General features: G+C 72.5%; 22 protein-coding genes. 14 read left to right on the top strand and 8 right to left on the bottom strand.

What is annotated here, in order from left to right; translation table 11 throughout:
- Positions 1–14 precede the first annotated feature (14 nt).
- The 10 genes from ectB to BKA00_RS04280 all read left to right on the top strand — a co-directional run bounded on the left by ectB (position 15) and on the right by BKA00_RS04280 (position 8,888).
- Positions 15–1,277 carry a diaminobutyrate--2-oxoglutarate transaminase gene (gene ectB, locus BKA00_RS04325; RefSeq protein ID WP_185023685.1) on the top strand — a complete coding sequence of 421 codons (1,263 nt, stop codon included), beginning with the start codon at positions 15–17 and terminating at the stop codon, positions 1,275–1,277.
- 34 nt (positions 1,278–1,311) lie between these two features.
- A complete protein-coding gene (locus BKA00_RS04320; protein WP_185023684.1) occupies positions 1,312–1,707 on the top strand; it encodes an ectoine synthase in 396 nt (131 codons plus the stop codon).
- Complete coding sequence (gene thpD, locus BKA00_RS04315; protein WP_185023683.1) at positions 1,704–2,642, top strand: ectoine hydroxylase; 939 nt, start codon at positions 1,704–1,706, stop codon at positions 2,640–2,642. The genes BKA00_RS04320 and thpD overlap by 4 nt, the downstream gene beginning before the upstream one ends.
- A gap of 108 nt (positions 2,643–2,750) precedes the next feature.
- On the top strand, positions 2,751–3,644 hold the full coding sequence (gene ehuB / locus BKA00_RS04310; RefSeq protein ID WP_185023682.1) for an ectoine/hydroxyectoine ABC transporter substrate-binding protein EhuB: 894 nt from the start codon (positions 2,751–2,753) through the stop codon (positions 3,642–3,644).
- A gap of 3 nt (positions 3,645–3,647) precedes the next feature.
- On the top strand, positions 3,648–4,361 hold the full coding sequence (ehuC, locus tag BKA00_RS04305) for an ectoine/hydroxyectoine ABC transporter permease subunit EhuC (protein ID WP_185023681.1): 714 nt from the start codon (positions 3,648–3,650) through the stop codon (positions 4,359–4,361).
- Positions 4,361–5,014 carry an ectoine/hydroxyectoine ABC transporter permease subunit EhuD gene (gene ehuD, locus BKA00_RS04300; protein WP_185023680.1) on the top strand — a complete coding sequence of 218 codons (654 nt, stop codon included), beginning with the start codon at positions 4,361–4,363 and terminating at the stop codon, positions 5,012–5,014. The genes ehuC and ehuD overlap by 1 nt, the downstream gene beginning before the upstream one ends.
- On the top strand, positions 5,001–5,948 hold the full coding sequence (ehuA, locus tag BKA00_RS04295; RefSeq protein WP_230298470.1) for an ectoine/hydroxyectoine ABC transporter ATP-binding protein EhuA: 948 nt from the start codon (positions 5,001–5,003) through the stop codon (positions 5,946–5,948). Before ehuD ends, ehuA begins: the two co-directional genes overlap by 14 nt.
- A 188-nt stretch (positions 5,949–6,136) precedes the next feature.
- On the top strand, positions 6,137–7,327 hold the full coding sequence (locus BKA00_RS04290) for a thiolase family protein (protein ID WP_185023679.1): 1,191 nt from the start codon (positions 6,137–6,139) through the stop codon (positions 7,325–7,327).
- Positions 7,328–7,329: 2 nt separating this feature from the next.
- The gene (locus BKA00_RS04285; RefSeq protein ID WP_185023678.1) at positions 7,330–7,725 is read left to right on the top strand and encodes a Zn-ribbon domain-containing OB-fold protein; all 396 of its coding nucleotides are present in this window, start codon (positions 7,330–7,332) and stop codon (positions 7,723–7,725) included.
- A gap of 11 nt (positions 7,726–7,736) precedes the next feature.
- A complete protein-coding gene (locus tag BKA00_RS04280) occupies positions 7,737–8,888 on the top strand; it encodes an NAD(P)H-dependent flavin oxidoreductase (protein WP_185023677.1) in 1,152 nt (383 codons plus the stop codon).
- Between the two features lie 35 nt (positions 8,889–8,923).
- Here BKA00_RS04280 and BKA00_RS04275 read toward each other — a convergent pair whose 3' ends face one another.
- Both BKA00_RS04275 and BKA00_RS04270 read right to left on the bottom strand, forming a co-directional pair.
- Positions 8,924–9,412 carry a pyridoxamine 5'-phosphate oxidase family protein gene (locus BKA00_RS04275; protein WP_185023676.1) on the bottom strand — a complete coding sequence of 163 codons (489 nt, stop codon included), beginning with the start codon at positions 9,410–9,412 and terminating at the stop codon, positions 8,924–8,926.
- Between the two features lie 18 nt (positions 9,413–9,430).
- Entirely contained in the window at positions 9,431–10,873 is a 1,443-nt protein-coding gene (locus BKA00_RS04270; protein ID WP_185023675.1) for an MFS transporter, read from the bottom strand.
- Between the two features lie 101 nt (positions 10,874–10,974).
- Between BKA00_RS04270 and BKA00_RS04265 the strand changes: the two genes are divergently transcribed.
- Positions 10,975–11,469, top strand: coding sequence for a winged helix-turn-helix transcriptional regulator (locus BKA00_RS04265; RefSeq protein ID WP_185023674.1), 495 nt, complete (start codon positions 10,975–10,977; stop codon positions 11,467–11,469).
- Between the two features lie 159 nt (positions 11,470–11,628).
- A complete protein-coding gene (locus BKA00_RS04260; protein WP_185023673.1) occupies positions 11,629–12,360 on the top strand; it encodes a DUF2071 domain-containing protein in 732 nt (243 codons plus the stop codon).
- Positions 12,361–12,428: 68 nt separating this feature from the next.
- Here BKA00_RS04260 and BKA00_RS04255 read toward each other — a convergent pair whose 3' ends face one another.
- A complete protein-coding gene (locus BKA00_RS04255) occupies positions 12,429–12,950 on the bottom strand; it encodes a GNAT family N-acetyltransferase (protein WP_185023672.1) in 522 nt (173 codons plus the stop codon).
- Between the two features lie 52 nt (positions 12,951–13,002).
- On the opposite strand from BKA00_RS04255, the gene BKA00_RS04250 reads away from it, so the two are divergent.
- The gene (locus tag BKA00_RS04250; protein WP_185023671.1) at positions 13,003–13,497 is read left to right on the top strand and encodes a pyridoxamine 5'-phosphate oxidase family protein; all 495 of its coding nucleotides are present in this window, start codon (positions 13,003–13,005) and stop codon (positions 13,495–13,497) included.
- 28 nt (positions 13,498–13,525) lie between these two features.
- Here BKA00_RS04250 and BKA00_RS04245 read toward each other — a convergent pair whose 3' ends face one another.
- Positions 13,526–14,344: a class I SAM-dependent methyltransferase gene (locus tag BKA00_RS04245; protein WP_185023670.1), complete on the bottom strand. Its 819-nt coding sequence runs from the start codon at positions 14,342–14,344 to the stop codon at positions 13,526–13,528.
- A 48-nt stretch (positions 14,345–14,392) separates the two neighbouring features.
- On the opposite strand from BKA00_RS04245, the gene BKA00_RS04240 reads away from it, so the two are divergent.
- Entirely contained in the window at positions 14,393–14,980 is a 588-nt protein-coding gene (locus BKA00_RS04240) for a TetR/AcrR family transcriptional regulator (RefSeq protein ID WP_185023669.1), read from the top strand.
- Positions 14,981–14,986: 6 nt separating this feature from the next.
- Here the strand turns inward: BKA00_RS04240 and BKA00_RS04235 are convergent, their stop codons facing one another.
- The 4 genes from BKA00_RS04235 to BKA00_RS04220 all read right to left on the bottom strand — a co-directional run bounded on the left by BKA00_RS04235 (position 14,987) and on the right by BKA00_RS04220 (position 18,819).
- Entirely contained in the window at positions 14,987–15,952 is a 966-nt protein-coding gene (locus BKA00_RS04235) for a CapA family protein (RefSeq protein WP_185023668.1), read from the bottom strand.
- Between the two features lie 74 nt (positions 15,953–16,026).
- Entirely contained in the window at positions 16,027–17,064 is a 1,038-nt protein-coding gene (locus tag BKA00_RS04230) for an SGNH/GDSL hydrolase family protein (RefSeq protein WP_185023667.1), read from the bottom strand.
- 84 nt (positions 17,065–17,148) lie between these two features.
- Positions 17,149–17,655, bottom strand: a complete 507-nt coding sequence (locus BKA00_RS04225; protein ID WP_185023666.1) for a GNAT family N-acetyltransferase — start codon at positions 17,653–17,655, stop codon at positions 17,149–17,151.
- A 54-nt stretch (positions 17,656–17,709) separates the two neighbouring features.
- Complete coding sequence (locus tag BKA00_RS04220; RefSeq protein ID WP_230298471.1) at positions 17,710–18,819, bottom strand: ADP-ribosylglycohydrolase family protein; 1,110 nt, start codon at positions 18,817–18,819, stop codon at positions 17,710–17,712.
- Positions 18,820–18,961 lie beyond the last annotated feature (142 nt).

Here is an 18,961-nt window from a genome sequence, read left to right as displayed (position 1 = left end):
GCCTGGAGGCAGACATGGACGTTTTCGACCGCATGGAATCGGAAGTCCGCGGCTACTGCAGAAGCTGGCCGACGGTGTTCACCACCGCGCAGGGCAGCCACATGACCGACGAGAACGGCAAGCGCTACCTCGATTTCTTCGCCGGCGCCGGAACCCTCAACTACGGGCACAACAACCCGGAGCTGAAACGCCGGCTGATGGACTACCTCGCCAGTGACGCGGTCGTGCACGGGCTCGACATGTACACCACGGCCAAGCGGGAGTTCCTGGAACGCTTCAACGAGTACGTCCTGGCGCCCCGCGACCTCGACTACAAGGTCCAGTTCCCCGGCCCCGCGGGGAACAACGCGGTCGAGGCGGCGCTGAAGCTGGCGCGCAAGTACACCGGCCGGGAGACCATCGTCAGCTTCACCAACGCCTTCCACGGGATGACGCTCGGCGCGCTCGCCGTCACCGGCAACTCGATGAAGCGCACCGGCGCGGGCGTGCCGCTCGGGCACGGCGTGGCGATGCCCTACGACAACTACCTCGACGGCAGGACGCCCGACTTCCTGCTCTTCGAGACGATGCTGGACGACAGCGGCAGCGGCCTCGACAAGCCCGCCGCCGTCATCGTGGAGACCGTGCAGGGCGAGGGCGGCATCAACGTGGCCACCGCCGAGTGGCTGCGCGGCCTGCAGGACCTGTGCCACCGGCAGGACATCCTGCTCATCGTCGACGACGTGCAGATGGGGTGCGGCCGCACGGGGCCGTTCTTCAGCTTCGAGGAGGCCGGGATCACCCCGGACATCGTCTGCCTGTCCAAGTCCCTGAGCGGCTACGGGCTGCCCTTCGCGGTCACGCTGATGAAGCGCGAGCTGGACGTGTGGGAGCCGGGCGAGCACAACGGCACCTTCCGCGGCTTCAACCCCGCGTTCGTCACCGCCGTCGCCGCGCTGGAGGACTACTGGACCGGCGACGACTTCGAGAAGCAGACCCTCGCCAAGGGGCAGCAGGTCCAGGCGGCGCTGAACGAGATCGCGATCGCGCACGCCGGCGCCATCGGCACCGTCCGCGGCCGCGGCCTGGCGTGGGGCCTGGTGATGAAGGACCCGGAGGCGGCGACGCAGGTGTGCGGCGAGGCGTTCGCCCGCGGGCTGCTGATGGAGACCTCCGGCCCCGAGGGCGAGGTCGTCAAGCTGCTGCCGCCGCTCACCACGACCGAGTCCGAGCTGGCCACCGGCCTGGAGATCATCGCCGACTCGGTGGAGGCCGTCCGCCAGAAGGTCACCGCCTGAGCCCGCCCGGCACCGACACAGCAGAGGAGTTTCAATGATCGTTCGTTCCCTCGGAGAGATCATAGGCACGGAGCGCGACGTGCAGGCGCCGACCTGGTGCAGCCGCCGCCTCGTGCTGGCCAAAGAGGGCGTCGGGTTCTCGCTGCACGAGACGATCCTGTACGCGGGCACCGAGACGAGGATGTGGTACGCCAACCACATCGAGGCCGTGTACTGCGTCGAGGGCCAGGGCGAGCTGACCAACGACGAGACGGGCGAGAAGCACAAGATCGAGCCGGGCGTGATGTACCTGCTCGACGGCCACGAGCACCACACCCTGCGCGCCCACACCGACGTGCGGACCGTCTGCGTGTTCAACCCGCCCTGCACCGGCCGGGAGGTCCATGACGAGAACGGTGTCTACCCCCTGCTGACCGAGGAGGACGCATGAGCATCATCGAGTCCCATCCGACGATCGACGACGCCTACCCCACCCGGAAGGCCTCCGAGGCCGCGCTGCTGTACCGCCAGGACCCGGTCGTGCACGGCGGGGCGGCGGACGGGCCCATCGACGGTGCGACCCTCGACTCCTACGAGGCCAACGGGTTCCTGTCGGTCGAGGAGCTGCTCGCGCCGGAGGAGGTCGAGGACTTCCGGGCCGAGCTGCGCCGGCTGTCGTCCGACCCGCAGGTCCTGGCCGACGAGCGCACGGTGACCGAGCGCGGCTCGGACGAGGTCCGCTCCATCTTCGAGGTGCACAAGATCAGCGAGGTGTTCGCCGGACTCGTCCGCGATCCCCGCGTCGTCGGCCGGGCCAGGCAGATCCTCGGCTCGGATGTTTACGTGCACCAGAGCCGGGTCAACTACAAGCCAGGCTTCACTGGCAAGGACTTCTACTGGCACTCGGACTTCGAGACCTGGCACGCGGAGGACGGTATGCCCCGGATGCGCGCGGTGAGCATTTCCATCGCGCTCACCGAGAATTTCGTGCACAATGGCGGGCTAATGATCATGCCTGGCTCGCACAAGACCTTCGTGGCGTGCGTCGGGGAGACCCCGGACGACCACTACAAGGAGTCCCTGCGCGGACAGGAGATCGGTACGCCCGACCCCAACAGCCTGTCGATTCTGGCCGACAAGCACGGGATCGAGCTGTTCACCGGTCCCGCGGGCTCGGCGACCATGTTCGACTGCAACTGCATGCACGGCTCGAACGGGAACATCACCCCGTTCCCGCGCTCCAACGTGTTCATCGTGTTCAACAGCGTGGAGAACACGTGCGTCGAGCCGTTCTCCGCTCCCGCGCCCCGTCCTTCGTTCATCGGCGCCCGTGACTTCACTCCCGTCGGAGCCGACACCTCCGCGGAGGGGACCGCAGGCGCCTGAGACCGAGCCCCATAACTCGATAACCCGATCCACCCCGCTCCGCGCCCGCAAGGGGGCCGTCCGGCCTCCCTGCGGGCGCGGAGCTCACCCATCACCAGGAGTTCGACGATGACTTCCTCGAGACGCGACTTCCTCCGCACCGCCGTGCTGCTGTCCGCCGCGGCGCCGCTGGCCGCGGCGGGCTGCTCCACGACGGATCCGGAGAAGGAGAAGGCCGGCGGCGGCACGCTGCAGAAGGCCAAGGACTCCGGGACGATCACGGTCGGGTTCGCCAACGAGGCGCCCTACGGCTACACCGACAAGTCCGGGAAGCTGACCGGCGAGGCGCCCGAGCTCGCGCGCGCCATCTTCAAGAACCTCGGCATCGACGAGATCAAGGGCGTCCAGGTCGACTTCGGAGGGCTCATCGGCGGGCTCAACGCCAAGCGCTTCGACGCGATCGCCGCCGGCATGTTCATCACGCCCGAGCGGTGCGCCTCCGCGGCGTTCGCCAACCCCGAGTACGTCGCCAAGAGCGCCTTCATGGTGCCCGAGGGCAACCCGAAGGGCCTCAAGGCCGCCGAGGACCCGGGCAAGAAGGGCGTCAAGGTCGGCGTGCTCACCGGCGCCGTCGAGGCCGAGTACGCCGAGAAGACCGGCGTCAAGAAGGGCGACATCAAGACGTTCGCCGACCAGGCGAGCGCCTACGAGGGCCTGAAGGCCGGGCGCATCGACTGCATCTGGCTGACCCGCATCTCGCTGGCCGACCTGCTGACCAAGCACAAGGGCGAGGGCTTCGAGGTCACCGACGCGTTCACCCCCGTCATCGACGGCAAGGAGCAGCTCGGCGCCGGCGCGTTCGCCTTCCGCAAGGCCGACACGGACCTGGTGAACGCCTGGAACGGCGAGCTCGCCAAGCTCCAGCAGGGCGGCAAGCTGCTGCCGATCCTGCAGCCGTTCGGCTTCACCCAGGCGGAGATGCCCGGCCCGGACGACACCGCCGCCAAGTTCTGCCAGGGCTGACCCGTGTCCGAGGTCCTCGACAGCTATCCCCAGTGGCTGGACGGGGCGTGGGTCACCATCAGGCTCACCCTCCTCGGCGGCGCGCTGGCGCTCGTGCTCGCGCTGGTCTTCGGGATGGCGGGCACGTCGCGCCACGCGTGGGTGCGCGGGCTGAACCGCGTGTACGTGGAGTTCTTCCGCGGCAACGCCACGCTGGTGCTGCTCTACTGGTTCTTCTACGCCCTTCCTCTGATCGGTCTGCGGTTCTCCACGATGTTCGCGGCCGTGCTGGCCCTCGGCCTGAACGTCGGCGCCTACGGCGCCGAGGTGGTGCGCGGATCGATCAACGCCGTCCCGAAGGCGCAGTACGAGGCGACGATCGCGCTGAACTTCACCCCGTTCCAGCGCATGCGGCGCGTGCTCCTGCCGCAGGCGTTCGCGCTGATGCTGCCTCCGTTCGGCAACCTGATCATCGAGCTGATGAAGGGCACCGCCATCGTGTCCCTGGTGGGCCTGGTCGACCTGACCCGCGTCTCCAAGAACATCCAGGGCAGCACCGGCCAGACCGTCGCCGCGTTCACGGTCGTGCTCGTCCTGTACTTCGTGATCGCGCAGGTTCTGCAGCTGTTCGTCCGCTACGCCGAGCGGCGCGTGGACCGGATGCTGGGCCGGAGGCTGCCCGCTGAGCCGTCCCTCGGGACGATCGCGGCCGGCGCGCCCGGCGCGGGGGTGGGCTGATGAGCTGGGACTGGCACTACTCCGGTGAGATCCTCCCCGACCTGCTGGACGGGCTGCGCTACACGCTGACCGCGACGCTGCTGGGCTATGTGATCGCCCTGGTCCTCGGGCTGGTGTGGACGCTGCTGCGCCGCTCCCCGAGCCGGGTCTTCAACCAGGTGGTCCGGTGGGTGACCGAGTTCATCAGGTCGACGCCGCTGATTCCGCAGCTTTACTTCGTGTTCTTCGTGCTGCCCGCCTGGGGCGTGACCATCGGGTCCCTCACCGCGGGCACCATCACGCTCGGGGTCCACTACTCGACCTACACGGCCGAGGTGTACCGGGCCGGCATCGCCGACGTCCCGAAGGGGCAGTGGGAGGCGTGCACCGCGCTGAACCTGCCGCGTTCGCGGGTGTGGCTGGACGTCGTCCTGCCGCAGGCGATCCGGCGGGTGATCCCGACGCTCGGCAACTACCTCATCGCGATGTTCAAGGATTCGCCGCTGCTGCTGGCGATCAACGTCGCGGAGCTGCTGTTCTCCGCGTACCAGGTCGGGTCCAAGACCCTGCAGTTCCTGGAGCCGATCACCATGGTCGGCCTGTTGTTCGTCTTGGTCAGCGTCATATCCTCGATACTCGTCCGCCGCTTGGAGAGGCGTTATGCCACCAATTGACACCGACGCAGTCGACCCCGGGGGCGAGGCGGACCGCCCGCCCTCGGAAGGCGCCAACGCGGCGCAGGACCCCGCCCCCGGCGAGGCGGCCGCCGACGCGGGCGTCTCCACGCGGAAGGGCACCGCCACGAAGGCCGACCCGGCCGCGGCGCTGCCGCGCGGCGAGGCGCCGGGCATCCGCTTCGAGAAGGTGGTGAAGCGGTTCGGCTCCAACGTCGTGCTCCGCGAGCTCGACTTCACCGTGGCGCCCGGCGAGCGGGTGACCCTCATCGGGCCGAGCGGGTCGGGCAAGACCACGATCCTGCGGCTGCTGATGACGCTGGAGAAGCTCGACGAGGGGCTGATCTGGATCGGCGACGAGACGCTGTGGCACATGGACCGCGGCGGCAAGCGCGTCCCGGCGAACCAGAAGCACCTGCACGAGATGCGCAAGCAGGTCGGCATGGTGTTCCAGCAGTTCAACCTGTTCCCGAACATGAACGTGCTGCGCAACCTCACCGAGGGGCCGGTGCGCGTGCTCGGGGTGTCCAAGGACGAGGCGGTCGAGCGGGCCCGCGGCCTGCTGGACATGGTCGGCCTGGCCGACAAGGAGAACGCGCACCCCACCCAGCTGTCGGGCGGCCAGCAGCAGCGGGTGGCGATCGCGCGGGCGCTGGCCATGCAGCCGAGGGTGCTGCTGCTGGACGAGGTCACCTCGGCGCTCGACCCCGAGCTCGTGGTCGGCGTCCAGGACCTGCTGCGCGACATCGCCCGGCAGAGCGACCTGACCATGCTCTGCGTCACCCACGAGATGGCCTTCGCCAAGGACATCTCGAACCGGGTCCTGATGTTCGACCAGGGCCAGATCGTCGAGGAGGGGCCCCCGGACAAGATCTTCGGCGAGCCGGCCGAGCAGCGCACCCGCGACTTCCTGCAGGCCGTCCTCGCCTCCTGACCGGTCCGGGCCCGCCGGCCGTGACCGCGTCCCCCGCGTCGCCCGCGTCCCCGTCGCCCCGGGGACGCGGGCGACTCCTTTTCCGGGGCCGTCCGCGCGGGGCGGCGTCCGGGCGTGCGATCACCCCGCCGCTCCCCTACCGAACGTGATTCGGTACCGTGGCGCCGACGGATGAGGAGAGCGAGGCGATGGGCACTTCGATCGTGGGGCTCGGCATGACCGAGCTCGGCAGGGTGTACGGGCGCAGCCCGCGCAGGCTCGCCGCCGACGCGGTGCGGCTGGCCGCCGCCGACGCGGGCCTGGCGCTCGCCGACCTGGACGGCCTGCTGGTCAGCCACGGCCTGGGCGGCTCGCCGGGGATCGAGCTGGCCGACACGCTCGGCCTGCGCGACCTGCGGATGCTGTCCCTGGTCAACTCCTTCGGCGCGACGGCCGGGGCGATGGTGTCGTACGCGGCGATGTCGGTGCTGAACGGGTCGGCGACCACGGTCGCGTGCGTGTTCGCGGACGCGCCGCTGAAGCCGAGGCAGTCGGCGGGCTCGGCCTACGACCGCGGCGCCCGCGGGGGAACCGGGGGCGCTCCCGGGAAAGCGGAGTGGTACGGGTTCGGGGGGATGACGGCGGCGCTCGGCCTGCGCAGCGTGAACTCGCACTACGCCCTCGCCGCCCAGCGGCACATGGCCCGCTACGGCACGACGAGCGAGCAGCTCGGCGCGATCGCGGTGGCGACCCGGAAGTGGGCCGCCGGCAACCCGCTCGCCCAGATGCGCGAGCCGATCACGATCGAGGACCACCAGCGCTCCCGCTGGGTGTCCGAGCCGCTGCACCTGCTGGACTGCTGCCTGGTGTCCAACGGCGCCGTCGCCGTCATCGTGACCAGCGCCGACCGGGCCCGCGACCTGGCGCGCCCGCCCGTGCACCTGTGGGGCTGGGGGCAGGGGCACCCGGGAGACCGCAAGGAGCGCGGCAGCGACTTCGGCCTGACGACGGGCGCCGCGGCGTCCGGCGCGGCGGCGATGAAGATGGCCGGCGTCACCCCCGCCGACGTGGACGTGTGCGAGCTTTACGACTGCTACACCTACACGGTCCTGGTGACGCTGGAGGACTACGGGTTCTGCGCCAAGGGCGAGGGCGGCGCGTTCGCCGCGTCCGGCGCGCTCGGGCCCGGCGGGTCGCTGCCGACCAACACCGGCGGCGGGCAGCTGTCGGCGTACTACATGTGGGGCATGACACCGCTGTCGGAGGCCGTGATCCAGGCGCGGGGGGACGGCGGGGAGCGGCAGGCGCCCTCCACCGACGTGATCCTCGTCAGCGGGAACGGCGGGATCCTCGACCACCACTCCACGCTGGTCGTCAGCCCGCACGAGAAGGGGGCCTAGCCATGGACGTCGGTGTTCTGCGGCGGGACGGCCGCACCGACCCGTTCTTCGACGGCACCGCCGCCGGCCGGCTCGTCGTCCGGCGCTGCGAGGCGTGCGACCGGTGGTTCGCGCCGGACGCGAGCGGCTGCCCCGGCTGCGGCGAGGAGGACCTCGGCTGGGCCGAGGCGAGCGGCGCGGCGACCCTGGTGACCTGGACGGTCCTGCCCAAGGAGCCCCCCGTGTTCCTGGCGCTGGTCGAGCTGGCCGAGGGTCCGTGGCTGCACGCCCGCCTGGACGGCGTGGAGCGCGCGGACCTGCGCGAGGGGCTCGCGCTGCGCGCGGAGTTCGAGCATCCGGACGAGGGCGAGTCGTACGTCCTGTTCCGCCCCTGGACCGAACGCGGTTCGGTCCGTTAGCGTCGGGGCCCATGAACACCGAGGTCTGCGCACGGTTCGGCATCGAGTTCCCACTGTTCGCCTTCAGCCACTGCCGCGACGTCGTCGCCGCCGTCACCAACGCCGGCGGCTTCGGCGTCCTCGGCGCCGTCGCGTACACCCCGGACCGGCTCGAAGAGGAGCTGCGCTGGATCGACGACCATGTGGGCGGCCGCCCCTACGGCGTCGACGTGCTCGTCCCCGGCAGGATCGACAAGGCGGCGGAGGGCGGCGGCGGCCTGGACACCCTGCTCGCCGCCGTCCCCGACGAGCACTGGAGCTTCCTCGTCGGCCTGTTCGCCAGGTACGACGTCCCGCTGCCCGACTTCGAGAAGGCGAAGCGGTCCAACGCGCGCGGCGGCGCGCAGGTCACCAGGGAGGGCGCGACCGAGCTGATCGACGTGTCGCTCGCCCACCCCATCGGCCTCATCGCCAGCGCCCTCGGCACCCCGCCGCCGCTGATGGTGGACAAGGCCAAGGCCGCCGGGATCCCCGTCGCCGCCCTTGTCGGGACGTCCGAGCACGCCCGCCGCCAGGTCGCCGCCGGCGTCGACCTCGTCGTCGCGCAGGGCGGGGAGGCCGGCGGGCACACCGGCGAGATCTCCACGATGGTGCTCGTCCCCGAGGTGGTCGACACGGTCGCGCCGGTGCCCGTCCTCGCCGCGGGCGGGATCGCCACCGGGCGCCAGATGGCCGCGGCCCTGGCGCTCGGCGCGTCCGGCGTGTGGTGCGGCTCGGTGTGGCTCACCACCGAGGAGGCCGAGACGTCCCCGCCGGTCAAGGAGAAGCTGCTCGCCGCCACGTCCCGCGACACGATCCGGTCGCGGTCGCGGACCGGCAAGCCCGCCCGGCAGCTGCGGTCCGCGTGGACGCAGGAGTGGGAGGGCCCGGACAGCCCCGGCGCGCTCGGCATGCCGCTCCAGATGATCGTTGCGGAGGGCGCCATGCGGCAGATCACCAAGGTGGCCGAGTCCGGCAATCCGGGCGCCCGCGCCCTGGCGAACTACTTCGTCGGCCAGTGCGTCGGCCTGATGAACACCGTCAAGCCCGCCCGCCAGGTCGTCTACGACATGGTCGCCGACTTCGCCGAAGCCGTGGACCGCCTCAACCGCGTCACCGGCGAGGAGCCGGCCGGCCGGCCCTGAGGCGCCGCATCCGCATCGCCGTCCGCAGCGCCCGGTCAGCGCTTCGCTTCCGCGTCCCAGATCGCGCTGCGGAGGTCGGTCCCCCTGATCACCTGGACGCGCCAGGGCTCCAGCCGCAGGACGTGCAGTTCCGGATCCTCCGGCCCACCGCGCCAGAACCGGCCCAGGTCGTACCCTGCCCCCTCCGGACTCGTCCGCCGGTAGAGGTCCCAGACGCGGCGCTTGGTCTCCGGGTCTCCGTCCCAGGCGGCGACGGCGTCGATGCTCACCGCGTTCTGCCTCGGCGTCCAGTACGAGAACGTGGTGTGCGGGTTACCGGCCAGATGCGCGGCCTTCACGGGCGTCCGGTAGGTGGCGAGCCAGCCCAGCGGGCGGCCGTCGACGGTCTCCCAGACGGGGATGAGCACGCGCGCCCGGGGCCGGCCCTTCGCATCGACGGTGGTCATGGTCGCGTACACGATGTCGCCGATGTAGGCGTCGAACTGGTCCTTGATGTCGGTGAACGACTTCACCTTCGTGGCCATTGTCGTCTCCCTTCCAGATCAGATGGCGGTCTTGGCGGGCTCGGCGGCCGGGGTCGCCTTCGTGACCGCGTCATCCGGGGCCGCACCGTCCGGGGCCGCGGGCGCGCGGAGGCCGAACGCGATCACGACCGCGCCCAGCGCCGCCGCCGCGACCGGGACGGCGAGGGCGGTGCGCAGGCCGTCCAGGCCCGTTCCGGCGGCGACGCTGACGGCGGTGACGGCCGACAGCCCGAGCGCCGTCCCGAACTGCATGGCCGTGTACAGCAGGCCGCCCGCCACGCCGTGCTCGTCCTCCTCGATGCCCTCGGTCGCCGCCATCGTCAGCGGCCCGTACGCCAGCGAGAAGGCGAGGCCGAGCAGGACCAGCGACGGCAGCATGGCGGCGTAGGTCCAGTCCGCCCCGACGGGCAGGAACAGCGCGTACGCGGCCGCCGCGAGCAGCATCCCGCCGAACAGCACGCGGATGTTGCCGAAGCGCTCCACCAGGCGGGGCGTCAGCGTGGGCGCCAGCACGGTGTCGACGCCGATCACCAGCATGGCGAGGCCGGTCTGCATCGTGCTCCAGCCGCGCACCTCCTGGAAGTACAGGGTGGCCAGGAACTGGAAGCCCGCGAACGCGCTCAGGAACAGCAGCGCGGCCGCGTTCACGCGCACCAGCGGGACCGTCCGCAGGAGGCCGAGCCGCACCAGCGGCGACCTCGACCGCCGCTCGACCGCGGCGAACAGCCCGAGCAGCGCCAGGCCCGCGGCGAACACGCCGGCGGTCAGGAGGGAGCCCTCGCCGAGGTCCTCCAGCCGGACGACCCCGTACGCCAGCAGCAGCATCGCCCCCGTGACGGCCAGTGCCCCCGCGACGTCGAAACCGCCCGGGCTCCGCACCGCGCCCGTCCCGGGGAGGAGGGCCAGCGCCGCCACCAGGATCAGCGCCGCCATGATGACCGGCGCGAAGAACACCCACCTCCAGCCGAAGGACGCGAGCACGCCCCCGGCCACCAGGCCCAGCGAGAACCCGCCCGCCGCGGTACCCGCGTACACGCCCAGTGCCCGGGTGCGCGCCGGCCCCTCCGGGAAGGCGGAGGTGACCAGCGCCAGGCCGGCGGGCGCCATGAACGCGGCCGCGACGCCCGTGAGGAAGCGCGCGGTCAGCAGCATCCAGCCCCCGGTGGCGAATCCGCCGACGCCGGAGAAGACCAGGAAGACCGACAGCCACAGGACGAACATCCGCCGGTGCCCCAGCAGGTCGGCGGCCCGGCCGCCCAGCAGCATGAACCCGCCGTAGCCGAGCACGTACGCGCTCACCACGCCGCCGAGCATCCCGGTGGACAGGCCGAGGTCGGCGCGGATCGACGGCAGCGCGACGTTCAGCATCGCGACGTCGATCCCCTCCAGGAAGATCGCGCCGCAGAGCACCATCAGGACGCCCCATGCGCGCCCGTTCGTTCGTTCGCTCGAATCGGACATCGTCGCCCGCCTCCTTCGACGGGAACCGGGCGGGGCGGTTCCCCTTGTGAGTGCCGGTTCCCTCTTGTAACCGGCAACATCGTCTGGCACTGTCGGTGAGCATGGAAGACGGCACTTTCGAGTCCCTCGGTTACTGCGCGGATACCGGCATCGACGAGGACGTTCTCCAGTGGGACCAGCGCGCCGACTGCGAGGTGCGGCAGATCCTCGACCGCGTCGCCGACAAGTGGTCGCTCCTGGTGATCGCGCTGCTCGACAAGCGGAGCCTCCGCTTCACCGAACTGCGCCGCGCGATCGACGGCGTCAGCCAGCGGATGCTGACCCGAACGCTCCGGCATCTGGAACGTGACGGCCTGGTGAGCCGCACGGTGCACGCGACCGTCCCCCCGCGCGTGGACTACCGGTTGACGCCCATGGGCGCGACCCTGCACAGCACCATTCGCGCCCTGGTCGTCTGGACGGAGGAGCACCAGAACGCCATCGCCGCCGCCCGCGCCGCGTACGACGAGCGCACGGCCGCCGAACGGCAGGCCGCCGAACGCGAAGAGGCCGAACGCGACGCCGTCGCCCGCGCCGTGCTCCCGGCCCGGAACTAGGCCGTCTTTCACAGTCCCGGCCCACTCCGCTCGCCCGGCGGCTCGCGACGCGACCGGACCTGGGCTCCGCGCGCCGCCGGTCCGCGGGCCCCTCCCGTCCTCGGACGGCGGACCGCCCGCATCCCGGGGACATGATCAACAGTGTGGGACGATGGCGCGGTGCCCGTTCCCCAGCCGATCGCGGCCGATCCGCCTGGCGCGGTCCCCAGGCCGTGGCTCACGCAGTGGTGGCGTGACCTCGCGTTCATCCACTGGGCCGTGGAGCCGAAGCGGGTGGCGCCGCTGCTGCCGAAAGGCGTTGTGCCCGACACACTGCACGGGGCCACCTATGTCGGGCTTATCCCATTCTGGATGGACCGGGTCGGGTGGTTCCGGCTACCCGGGGTCCCGTACCTGGGGACGTTCCCGGAGACCAACGTGCGGCTGTACTCGGTGGACGCGCAGGGACGGCGCGGTGTGGTCTTCCGGTCGCTGGACGCCTCGCGGCTGCTGCCCGTGGTGATCGCACGGGCGGGGCTCCGACTGCCGTACCAGTGGTCCCGCATGGCCATCCGGGCCCGGGGCGACGTGATCAGTTACGCCGGTTCGCGACGCTGGCCGGGCCCGCGCGGCGCCCACAGCCGGATCACCGTGCGGATCGGCGAACGGGTGGAGGAGCCTTCGGAACTGGAGCACTTCCTGACCGCCCGCTGGGGCATGCACAACGCCTTTCTCGGCCGTGTCGCGTTCCTGCCGAACGTCCATCCGCGGTGGGCGCTGCACCGCGCGTCGCTCCTGCGCTGCGAGGAGAACCTCGTGGCGGCGGCGGGTCTGCCGGGGCCGCTCGGAGAGCCGGCGAGCGTACTGTACTCGCCGGGCGTGCCGGTACGGTTCGGCCGTCAGGGCGATTGATCACTCCGGTGCCCGGGCCCCCTCACCGGGTGCCCGCGGCCGGCCGGGAGCAGGACCAGCGGTTCCCGCTACAGGACGAGGGGGCTGCGGCGTTCGAGGAGGACGACGTCGCGCCAGCGGCCGTGGAGTCGGCCCAGGCGCTCGCGGACGCCCACGGCGCGGAACCCGGCCTTGGCGTGGAGCCGCAGGCTGGAGGCGTTCTCGGGGAAGACGCCCGACTGGATCGTCCAGATGCCCTCCTCCTCGGTGGAGGCGATGAGAGCGGCCAGTAGCGCGGCGCCCACGCCCCGGCCCTGCGCACGAGGGCTGACGTAGACGCTGTGCTCGACCACGCCGCTGTAGCAGCAGCGGCCGGAGACGGATCCGGCGGCGATCCAGCCGAGGACCTCGCCTGACGGGGTCGCGTCGGCGGCCACGTACCGGTGGCGCTCCAGCTTGGCGGCGTCGAACGCCGCCCAGGTCGGGGCCGTGGTCTCGAAGCTGGCCTCGCCGGTGTCCAGGCCCTCCTGGTAGATCGCCAGCACCCGGTCGGCATCGTCCGGGCGCATGGCCCTGACGGCGATGCCGGGGTCCTCGGTCGGCTTGTTCATGCGCGTCCTTCCGGGCCGCGGATGTCAGTCCCATCCGCGAGACTTCTGTCCCATGAGCCTGCCAGAGAATCTGGACGAGTTGGCACGGTCCGTCATCGACGAGAACCGGTACATGACCCTCGGGACGAGCGAGGCCGATCACCGGCCCCGCCTGTCGCCGGTGTACTTCACGCATGCCGGCTACCGCACGTTCTACTGGGTGTCCTCCCCGGACGCGCGGCACTCGGGCAACGTCGCCGCGCGCCCGGAGGTCGCGATCGTCATCTACGACACGTCCGTGGAGATCGGGCAGGGTCGCGCCGTCTACGTCGACGCCGTGGCCTCCCTCGTTACGGACGAGGATCTGCCGCGGCGCTGCGCCGAGGCGTTCGCCCAGGCCGGTCCGGACGGCGTGGCCTTCCGGCCGGACGAGCTCAGCGGCGAGGCCCCGCTGCGCCTCTACCACGCCGACGCGACCGGATACGAGGTTCACCTGCCGGGCCGGGACCCGCGCAACGCCACCGGGATCGACACCCGGGTCCGCGTGGACCCGGTCGAGCAGACCTGACCTGACCGCAGGCGCGAGAGGCCGCGCGTCACCCCTGGCCGGTGTCGCGCAACGCGGTGACGGCCATGGTGGCGTAGGGCATGACGAAGGCGCCCCCCATGGCGTCGACGGCCTCGCCGACGCCCTCCAGCACCTGGGCCCGCTCGGCGTCCGAGAGCCTGGTGAGCGTGCCGTGGGTGGGCATCTGGTCCAGCCACTCGTCGCGGGTGTAGGTGTGCTCCCAGTCGAACCGCCACTGCTCCGGCTCGCCGAAGCCGCCGGCGGCCCGGATACCGTCGGCGGCCTTGGCGAACATCATCTGGTAGATGTCCATGGCCTGCTTGTCCGCGTGGACGTTGAACGGCGAGTCGGGCACGACCCGCCGGTAGACGGCGGCGAACGCGTCCGCCACGCGCGGCGGGAGCTGGAACACGTGCCAGAACGCCGCCAGCCGTCCGGCCGGCCGCAGCACCCGCGCCGCCTTGGCCGCTCCGGCGACCGGGTCCACCCAGTGCCAGGCCGTCCCGGCGACCACGGCGTCGAAGTCCCGGCCCGAGGGGTCCCATGCCTCGAACGTCGCGACCTCGACCTCCAGGCCGCCGCGCCGCGCGAACCCGGCCATCCGCGCGTCGGGCTCGACGCCGAGCACGGTGCAGCCGGCCGCCTGGAACTGGCGGGCCTCGATGCCCGTGCCGCAGCCGACGTCCAGGACGTCGGGGCCGGGGCACGCGGCGACGACCCGCTCCACGAGAGCCTCGGGGTAGCGGGGCCGGGCGCGGTCGTAGCGTTCGGGGTCCGTGCCGAAGGACTCCGCCACCTCGCGGGCGCGGTGCGGCTCGGGGGGAGGGTCGGTCGCTATAATGGGCATGCGCCCACTATGAATGGGCGCTTGCCCACTCGTCAAGGGAGATCCTTCGTGCCGACCGGGGTCGCCATGCGCGACGTGCGCGGGCAGCTGTTCGACGCCGCCGAGCGCGTCCTGCTGAGGGAGGGGCCGAGCGCGCTGACCAGCCGGGCCGTCACCGCGGAGGCGGACTGCGCCAAGGGCGTCCTGCACCGCCACTTCGCCGACTTCGACGCCTTCCTCGCCGAGTTCGTGCTGGACCGCGTGGGCCGGATGGACGCCGAGGCCGCCGCCCTGCGCGGCGCCGCCGGGACCGGCACCGTCACCGGCAACCTCTCCGCGGCCCTGACGTCCGTCTTCACGTCGGTCGCCGTCGCGATCGTCCCCCTCATCACCTTCCGGGACGAGCTGCGCGCCCGGCTGCGGCGGACCTGGCCGGCCGGCGTACCCGTGCTGACCGAGGCCGTCGAGATGATCGCCTCCTACCTCGCCGCCGAGCGCGGACTCGGCCGCGTCGCGGCGGACGCCGAGGTCGACCTGCTCGCCCCCACCCTGGTCGGCACCGCCCACCTGCTGTTCGCCGACCGGACCGCCGCGCCGCCGGACGACGAGGCCGTGCGCAGGGCGGTGACCGGGGTCGTCGCGGCCGTGCTGCGCTGATGCCCCCTACAGCCGTTCGACGACGAGCCGGCCGTCCCGGACGGTCACCGGCGTGTCGAAGGCGGCGCAGGCCTTGGCGAAGCGGTCGATGATCCAGGCGCGGTCGTCGCCGTCCGCCAGGCGGGTGCGGCAGAAGTCCAGCCGGATCGGCACCGCCTCGATCCGCGACGGCCCGGCGGCGCCCAGCGTCACCAGGAACAGCAGCCCGAGGTCGTTGCGCAGCAGCGCGTCGACGGCGTAGTCGTCGACGAAGTCGCCCATGTCGAACACGACCGGCCACACCACGGGGTGGAAGACGTGCGCGGAACTCCCGGCGACGAGCGTCGCGCCCGCGTCCACCAGCCTCCCCGCCGCACGCCGCACGTACGGCAGCGGCGCCGGGATCATGTTCGGGCCCCAGTGCGGCATGACCAGGACGGCGTCGTGCCCGCCGCGGAGCCGCCGGATCTCCTCCAGCAGGAACCCGGGGACGCCGTCCTCCAGGTCGGCGTGGGCGACACCCGGCCGGTCCGGCCCCGCGGCGAAGTCGGCCGGATGGTCGGTGACGCCGACGACCGCGACCCGCACTCCCCCGGCCTCCAGGACGGCGGGCTCCCGCGCCCGCCGGGCGTCCTCGCCGGCGCCGACGGTCCGGACGCCCGCCCGCCGCAGGAGGTCGAGCGTGTCCGCCAGCGCGTCCGGCCCGTAGTCCAAGGCGTGGTTGTTGGCGAGCGTCACGCAGTCCACGCCGAGGTCGGCGAGGGCTTCGGCCGCGGCCGGCGGCGCGCGGAAGTGGAACGGCTTGCCGGGCGCGTCCCACCGCCGGCCGCGCCCGGACACGCAGCACTCCAGGTTCACCAGGGCGAGGTCCGCCTCGCGGAAGACCTCGCGCACCCCGTCGGAGAACAGCCCGTGCGGACCGAACGCGGCGATCTCCTCCGCCACGCCGCGTCCCAGCATCGTGTCCCCCGCGAGCGCGATCGTGATGGCCATCGCAGAACCCCCAGGACAGTCGTGCCCTGTCCGGGGACCGCTCTCACCGGTCGCGGCGAGATCAGACGGCGCGGTCAGGAGAGCGCGCGGCCCGGGCCCTTCTTGATCTGGTCGACGAAGAGCCGGGCGAGCGCCTGCTGCCCCGCGGCCGTCGGGTGGTAGCTGCGCGGCTCCGCTTCGAGCGCCGACAGGTTCAGCGTCAGGCCGTTCATGTAGGCGTCGCGGCTGCCGACCTCGTGGCCGGCGAACGCGCCGTAGGCGTCCACGAACTCGACGCTGCCGGGCCGGTGCCCGGCCGCCTTGCGCGCGTCGGCCTCCGTCACCGACTGCCGGATCACCCCGTCCAGCTCGTAGGCCCGCGCGTTCAGCCAGCGCTGGTCCGGCAGGGTGATGTTGTCCCCGTCCACGCCACTGATCTCGGAGAACGCCTTGGGGTAGGACATCACGACCACCCGCGCGTACGGCGCCCGCGCGGTGATCTCGGCCAGCAGGGCGGGCAGGCTCCGCCGGAGCTCGGCCATCCGCTTGGCGATCTCCTCGCCCTGCGCCGAGCAGCCCCGGCCCCACGGCAGCTTGACCACGCAGCCGGCGAGCACCCGCGAGAACCCGACGTCGTTGCCGCCGATGCTGATGGTGACCAGGCTGGTGTCCCGCCCGACGCGGCCGATCTGCGGGGGTTCGCCGCCTCGTCCGTCCAGGACGTCGGCGGTGGTCGCGCCGGAGCACGCCCAGAACTCCGTGCCCTTCGCGAAGCGGAACGTCCGCGAGACCTCGTGGTAGTACGCCTTCGACGTCCGGTGGCACCGGTCGAGCGGGTTCTGGTCGCCCACGGTCGCCTCCGCCCCGACGCCCGCCGAGTACGAGTCCCCCAGCGCGACGTAGGCGCCCCGCGTCGCCACCTCGACGGGGGTGATCGTCCGGGTGGCCGCGGCGACGGGGTCCGAGCGCTGCTCGGGGTCCGGAGTGCGGCACCCGCTCCCGAACACCTCGCACCGCGCCGCCGGCATCGCCACCAGCGGGACGACCGCCAGCGCCAGCAGCAGCGCCAGGAGCGCCAGCGCGGTGCCCCGCTCGCCGAGACGGCCCCGCACCCATGCGACCGGGCTGATCATCGTTCTCCTTCGTGCACGCGCCGGACGTCCATGGGCCAGACGTCCGGACGGCGCCCCGGGTTCCCGCCTTTACATTGTAGATTTTTAACTGGGCCGTCCGAGCGGCGCCCACATGACCAGCCGGGGGCCCAGCCCGTGCAGGCCGGCCTCGATCTCGGCGTCCCAGTAGGCCGCGATCCCCGGCCCCCACCGCTCCCGCGGCAGTTCCGCGAATCCGTGCCGGGCGTACCAGGGGCCGTTCCACGGGACGTCCCGGAACGTCAGGAGGCTGACCCCGGGCCACCCGGCCGCGGCGGCCCGCGCCTTCACCTCGTCCAGCAGCAGGACGCCGAGCCCCCGCCCCACCAGGTCGCCGCGCACCGAGATCTGCTCCAGGTGCGCGGCCCCGTCGACCTCCTCGACGGCGGCGAACCCGACCGGCGGGTCCCCGGCCACCACGATGTCCGCGCCCTTGCCGATCATCTGCTCGACCACGGTCGGACCGGGCGGGAACACGATGCCGATCCTCTGGAACATCGCGTCGCCCGAGTTCTCGATCTCCGCCAGCCCGGCCAGGTCCTCCCCCCGCGCCGTACGGACCTCATGCTCCATGCCGCGATCGTAGGCGCTCCCCCGGGCCCCGTCCTCCGGTTATCCGGCCCCCGCTCAGGCGTAGAAGCGCAGGTGCCAGTCCATCGGCGGCTCGCCGTAGGAGTCGGCGGGCGGGTTCGGGCCGAACTCGACGGCGCTGCCCTCGGCGAGGACGGCGATGGCGCCGGCGGCCTCCACGCCCGCGCGCCAGTGCTCGGGGACGGCCCGCGAGCCGTACCGGGCGCCGAGGAGGTTCCCGCAGATGGCGCCGGTGGAGTCGCTGTCGCCGGAGTGGTTGACGGCCAGCAGCATCCCGCGCGGAACGATCTCCAGCGGGTACCCGCCCTCGGCCTCCGCGGCCAGCGCGGCGTGGACGGCGACGGCGAGGGCCTCCGGAGCGGTGAATCCGCCGCCGAGGCTCTCCAGCCGCTCGGGCGCCGGGCCTCCGCGCGGCAGTGCCAGCGCCTTCTCCAGGGCCGCCGCCGTCTCCTCGTGCCCTTCATGCTCGCGCAGTTCCGCCATGGCGCGCTCCAGCGCGCCGGCGAGGGTGGCGCCATGCACGAGCGCCGACACCGCCACGGCGAGCGCGCCGGCGGGGAGGCGGCCGGACGGGTGGCCGTGCGTGAGCGCCGCCGCGCCCTGCCCCCGGGTGAAGACGGCCCCGGGATCGGGATACCCGAAGCCGCACGGCGCGGCCCGGACCGTCCCGGCGCAGCCCTTGGAGTCGTTGACGGGCTCGTCCACCGTGCCGAGCGGCCACCCCGGTTTTCCGCGCTCGGCCGCCATGCGCAGCGCGGCGAGGGTGGTGCGGCCGGCGCCGCGCCGGGCCGTCACCGCCGGATCGCGCAGCGCCGGACCGCTCACCAGCGAGTCCTGCTCCGGGATCCGCTCGCCCTGGGCGCGCAGCCACGCGAGGTAGTTCGCCTGCACCAGCCCGAAGTACGCGCCGCCGATCCCCCTCGCCCGGGCCCGGATGGACGCCTGGACGCCCGCCTGCGCGGTGAGCAGGCTCAGCTGCGTCGCCTCGCCGATCTCCGCGCGGCCGGGAAGCCCCGTCACGCCCGCGGGCCCGTACGCCGCGCGGATCTCGCTGATCGACATTCCCTCCACCGGACGTCCGAGCGCCTCCCCCACCGCCCCGCCGAACAGGCACCCCAGCATCCGATCGCCTGTCATGTCCGCCATGCGGGAAACGGTACCGCCGTCGCACCGCCCGCAGCCGGGCCTCGTCCTCCCCGGCGGTCCTCTAACGGCAGGGTGGCCGCTCCCTCCCGGAGGGGAGCCGGATCACGCGCGGGAGGGAGGTTCCCCGGCGGGCCCAGGCACT

It is taken from the genome of Actinomadura coerulea (genome assembly GCF_014208105.1).
GTDB lineage: Bacteria > Actinomycetota > Actinomycetes > Streptosporangiales > Streptosporangiaceae > Spirillospora > Spirillospora coerulea.
The sequence above is the reverse complement of the archived record's forward strand: the minus strand, read 5'-3'. Positions and strand labels throughout refer to the sequence as shown.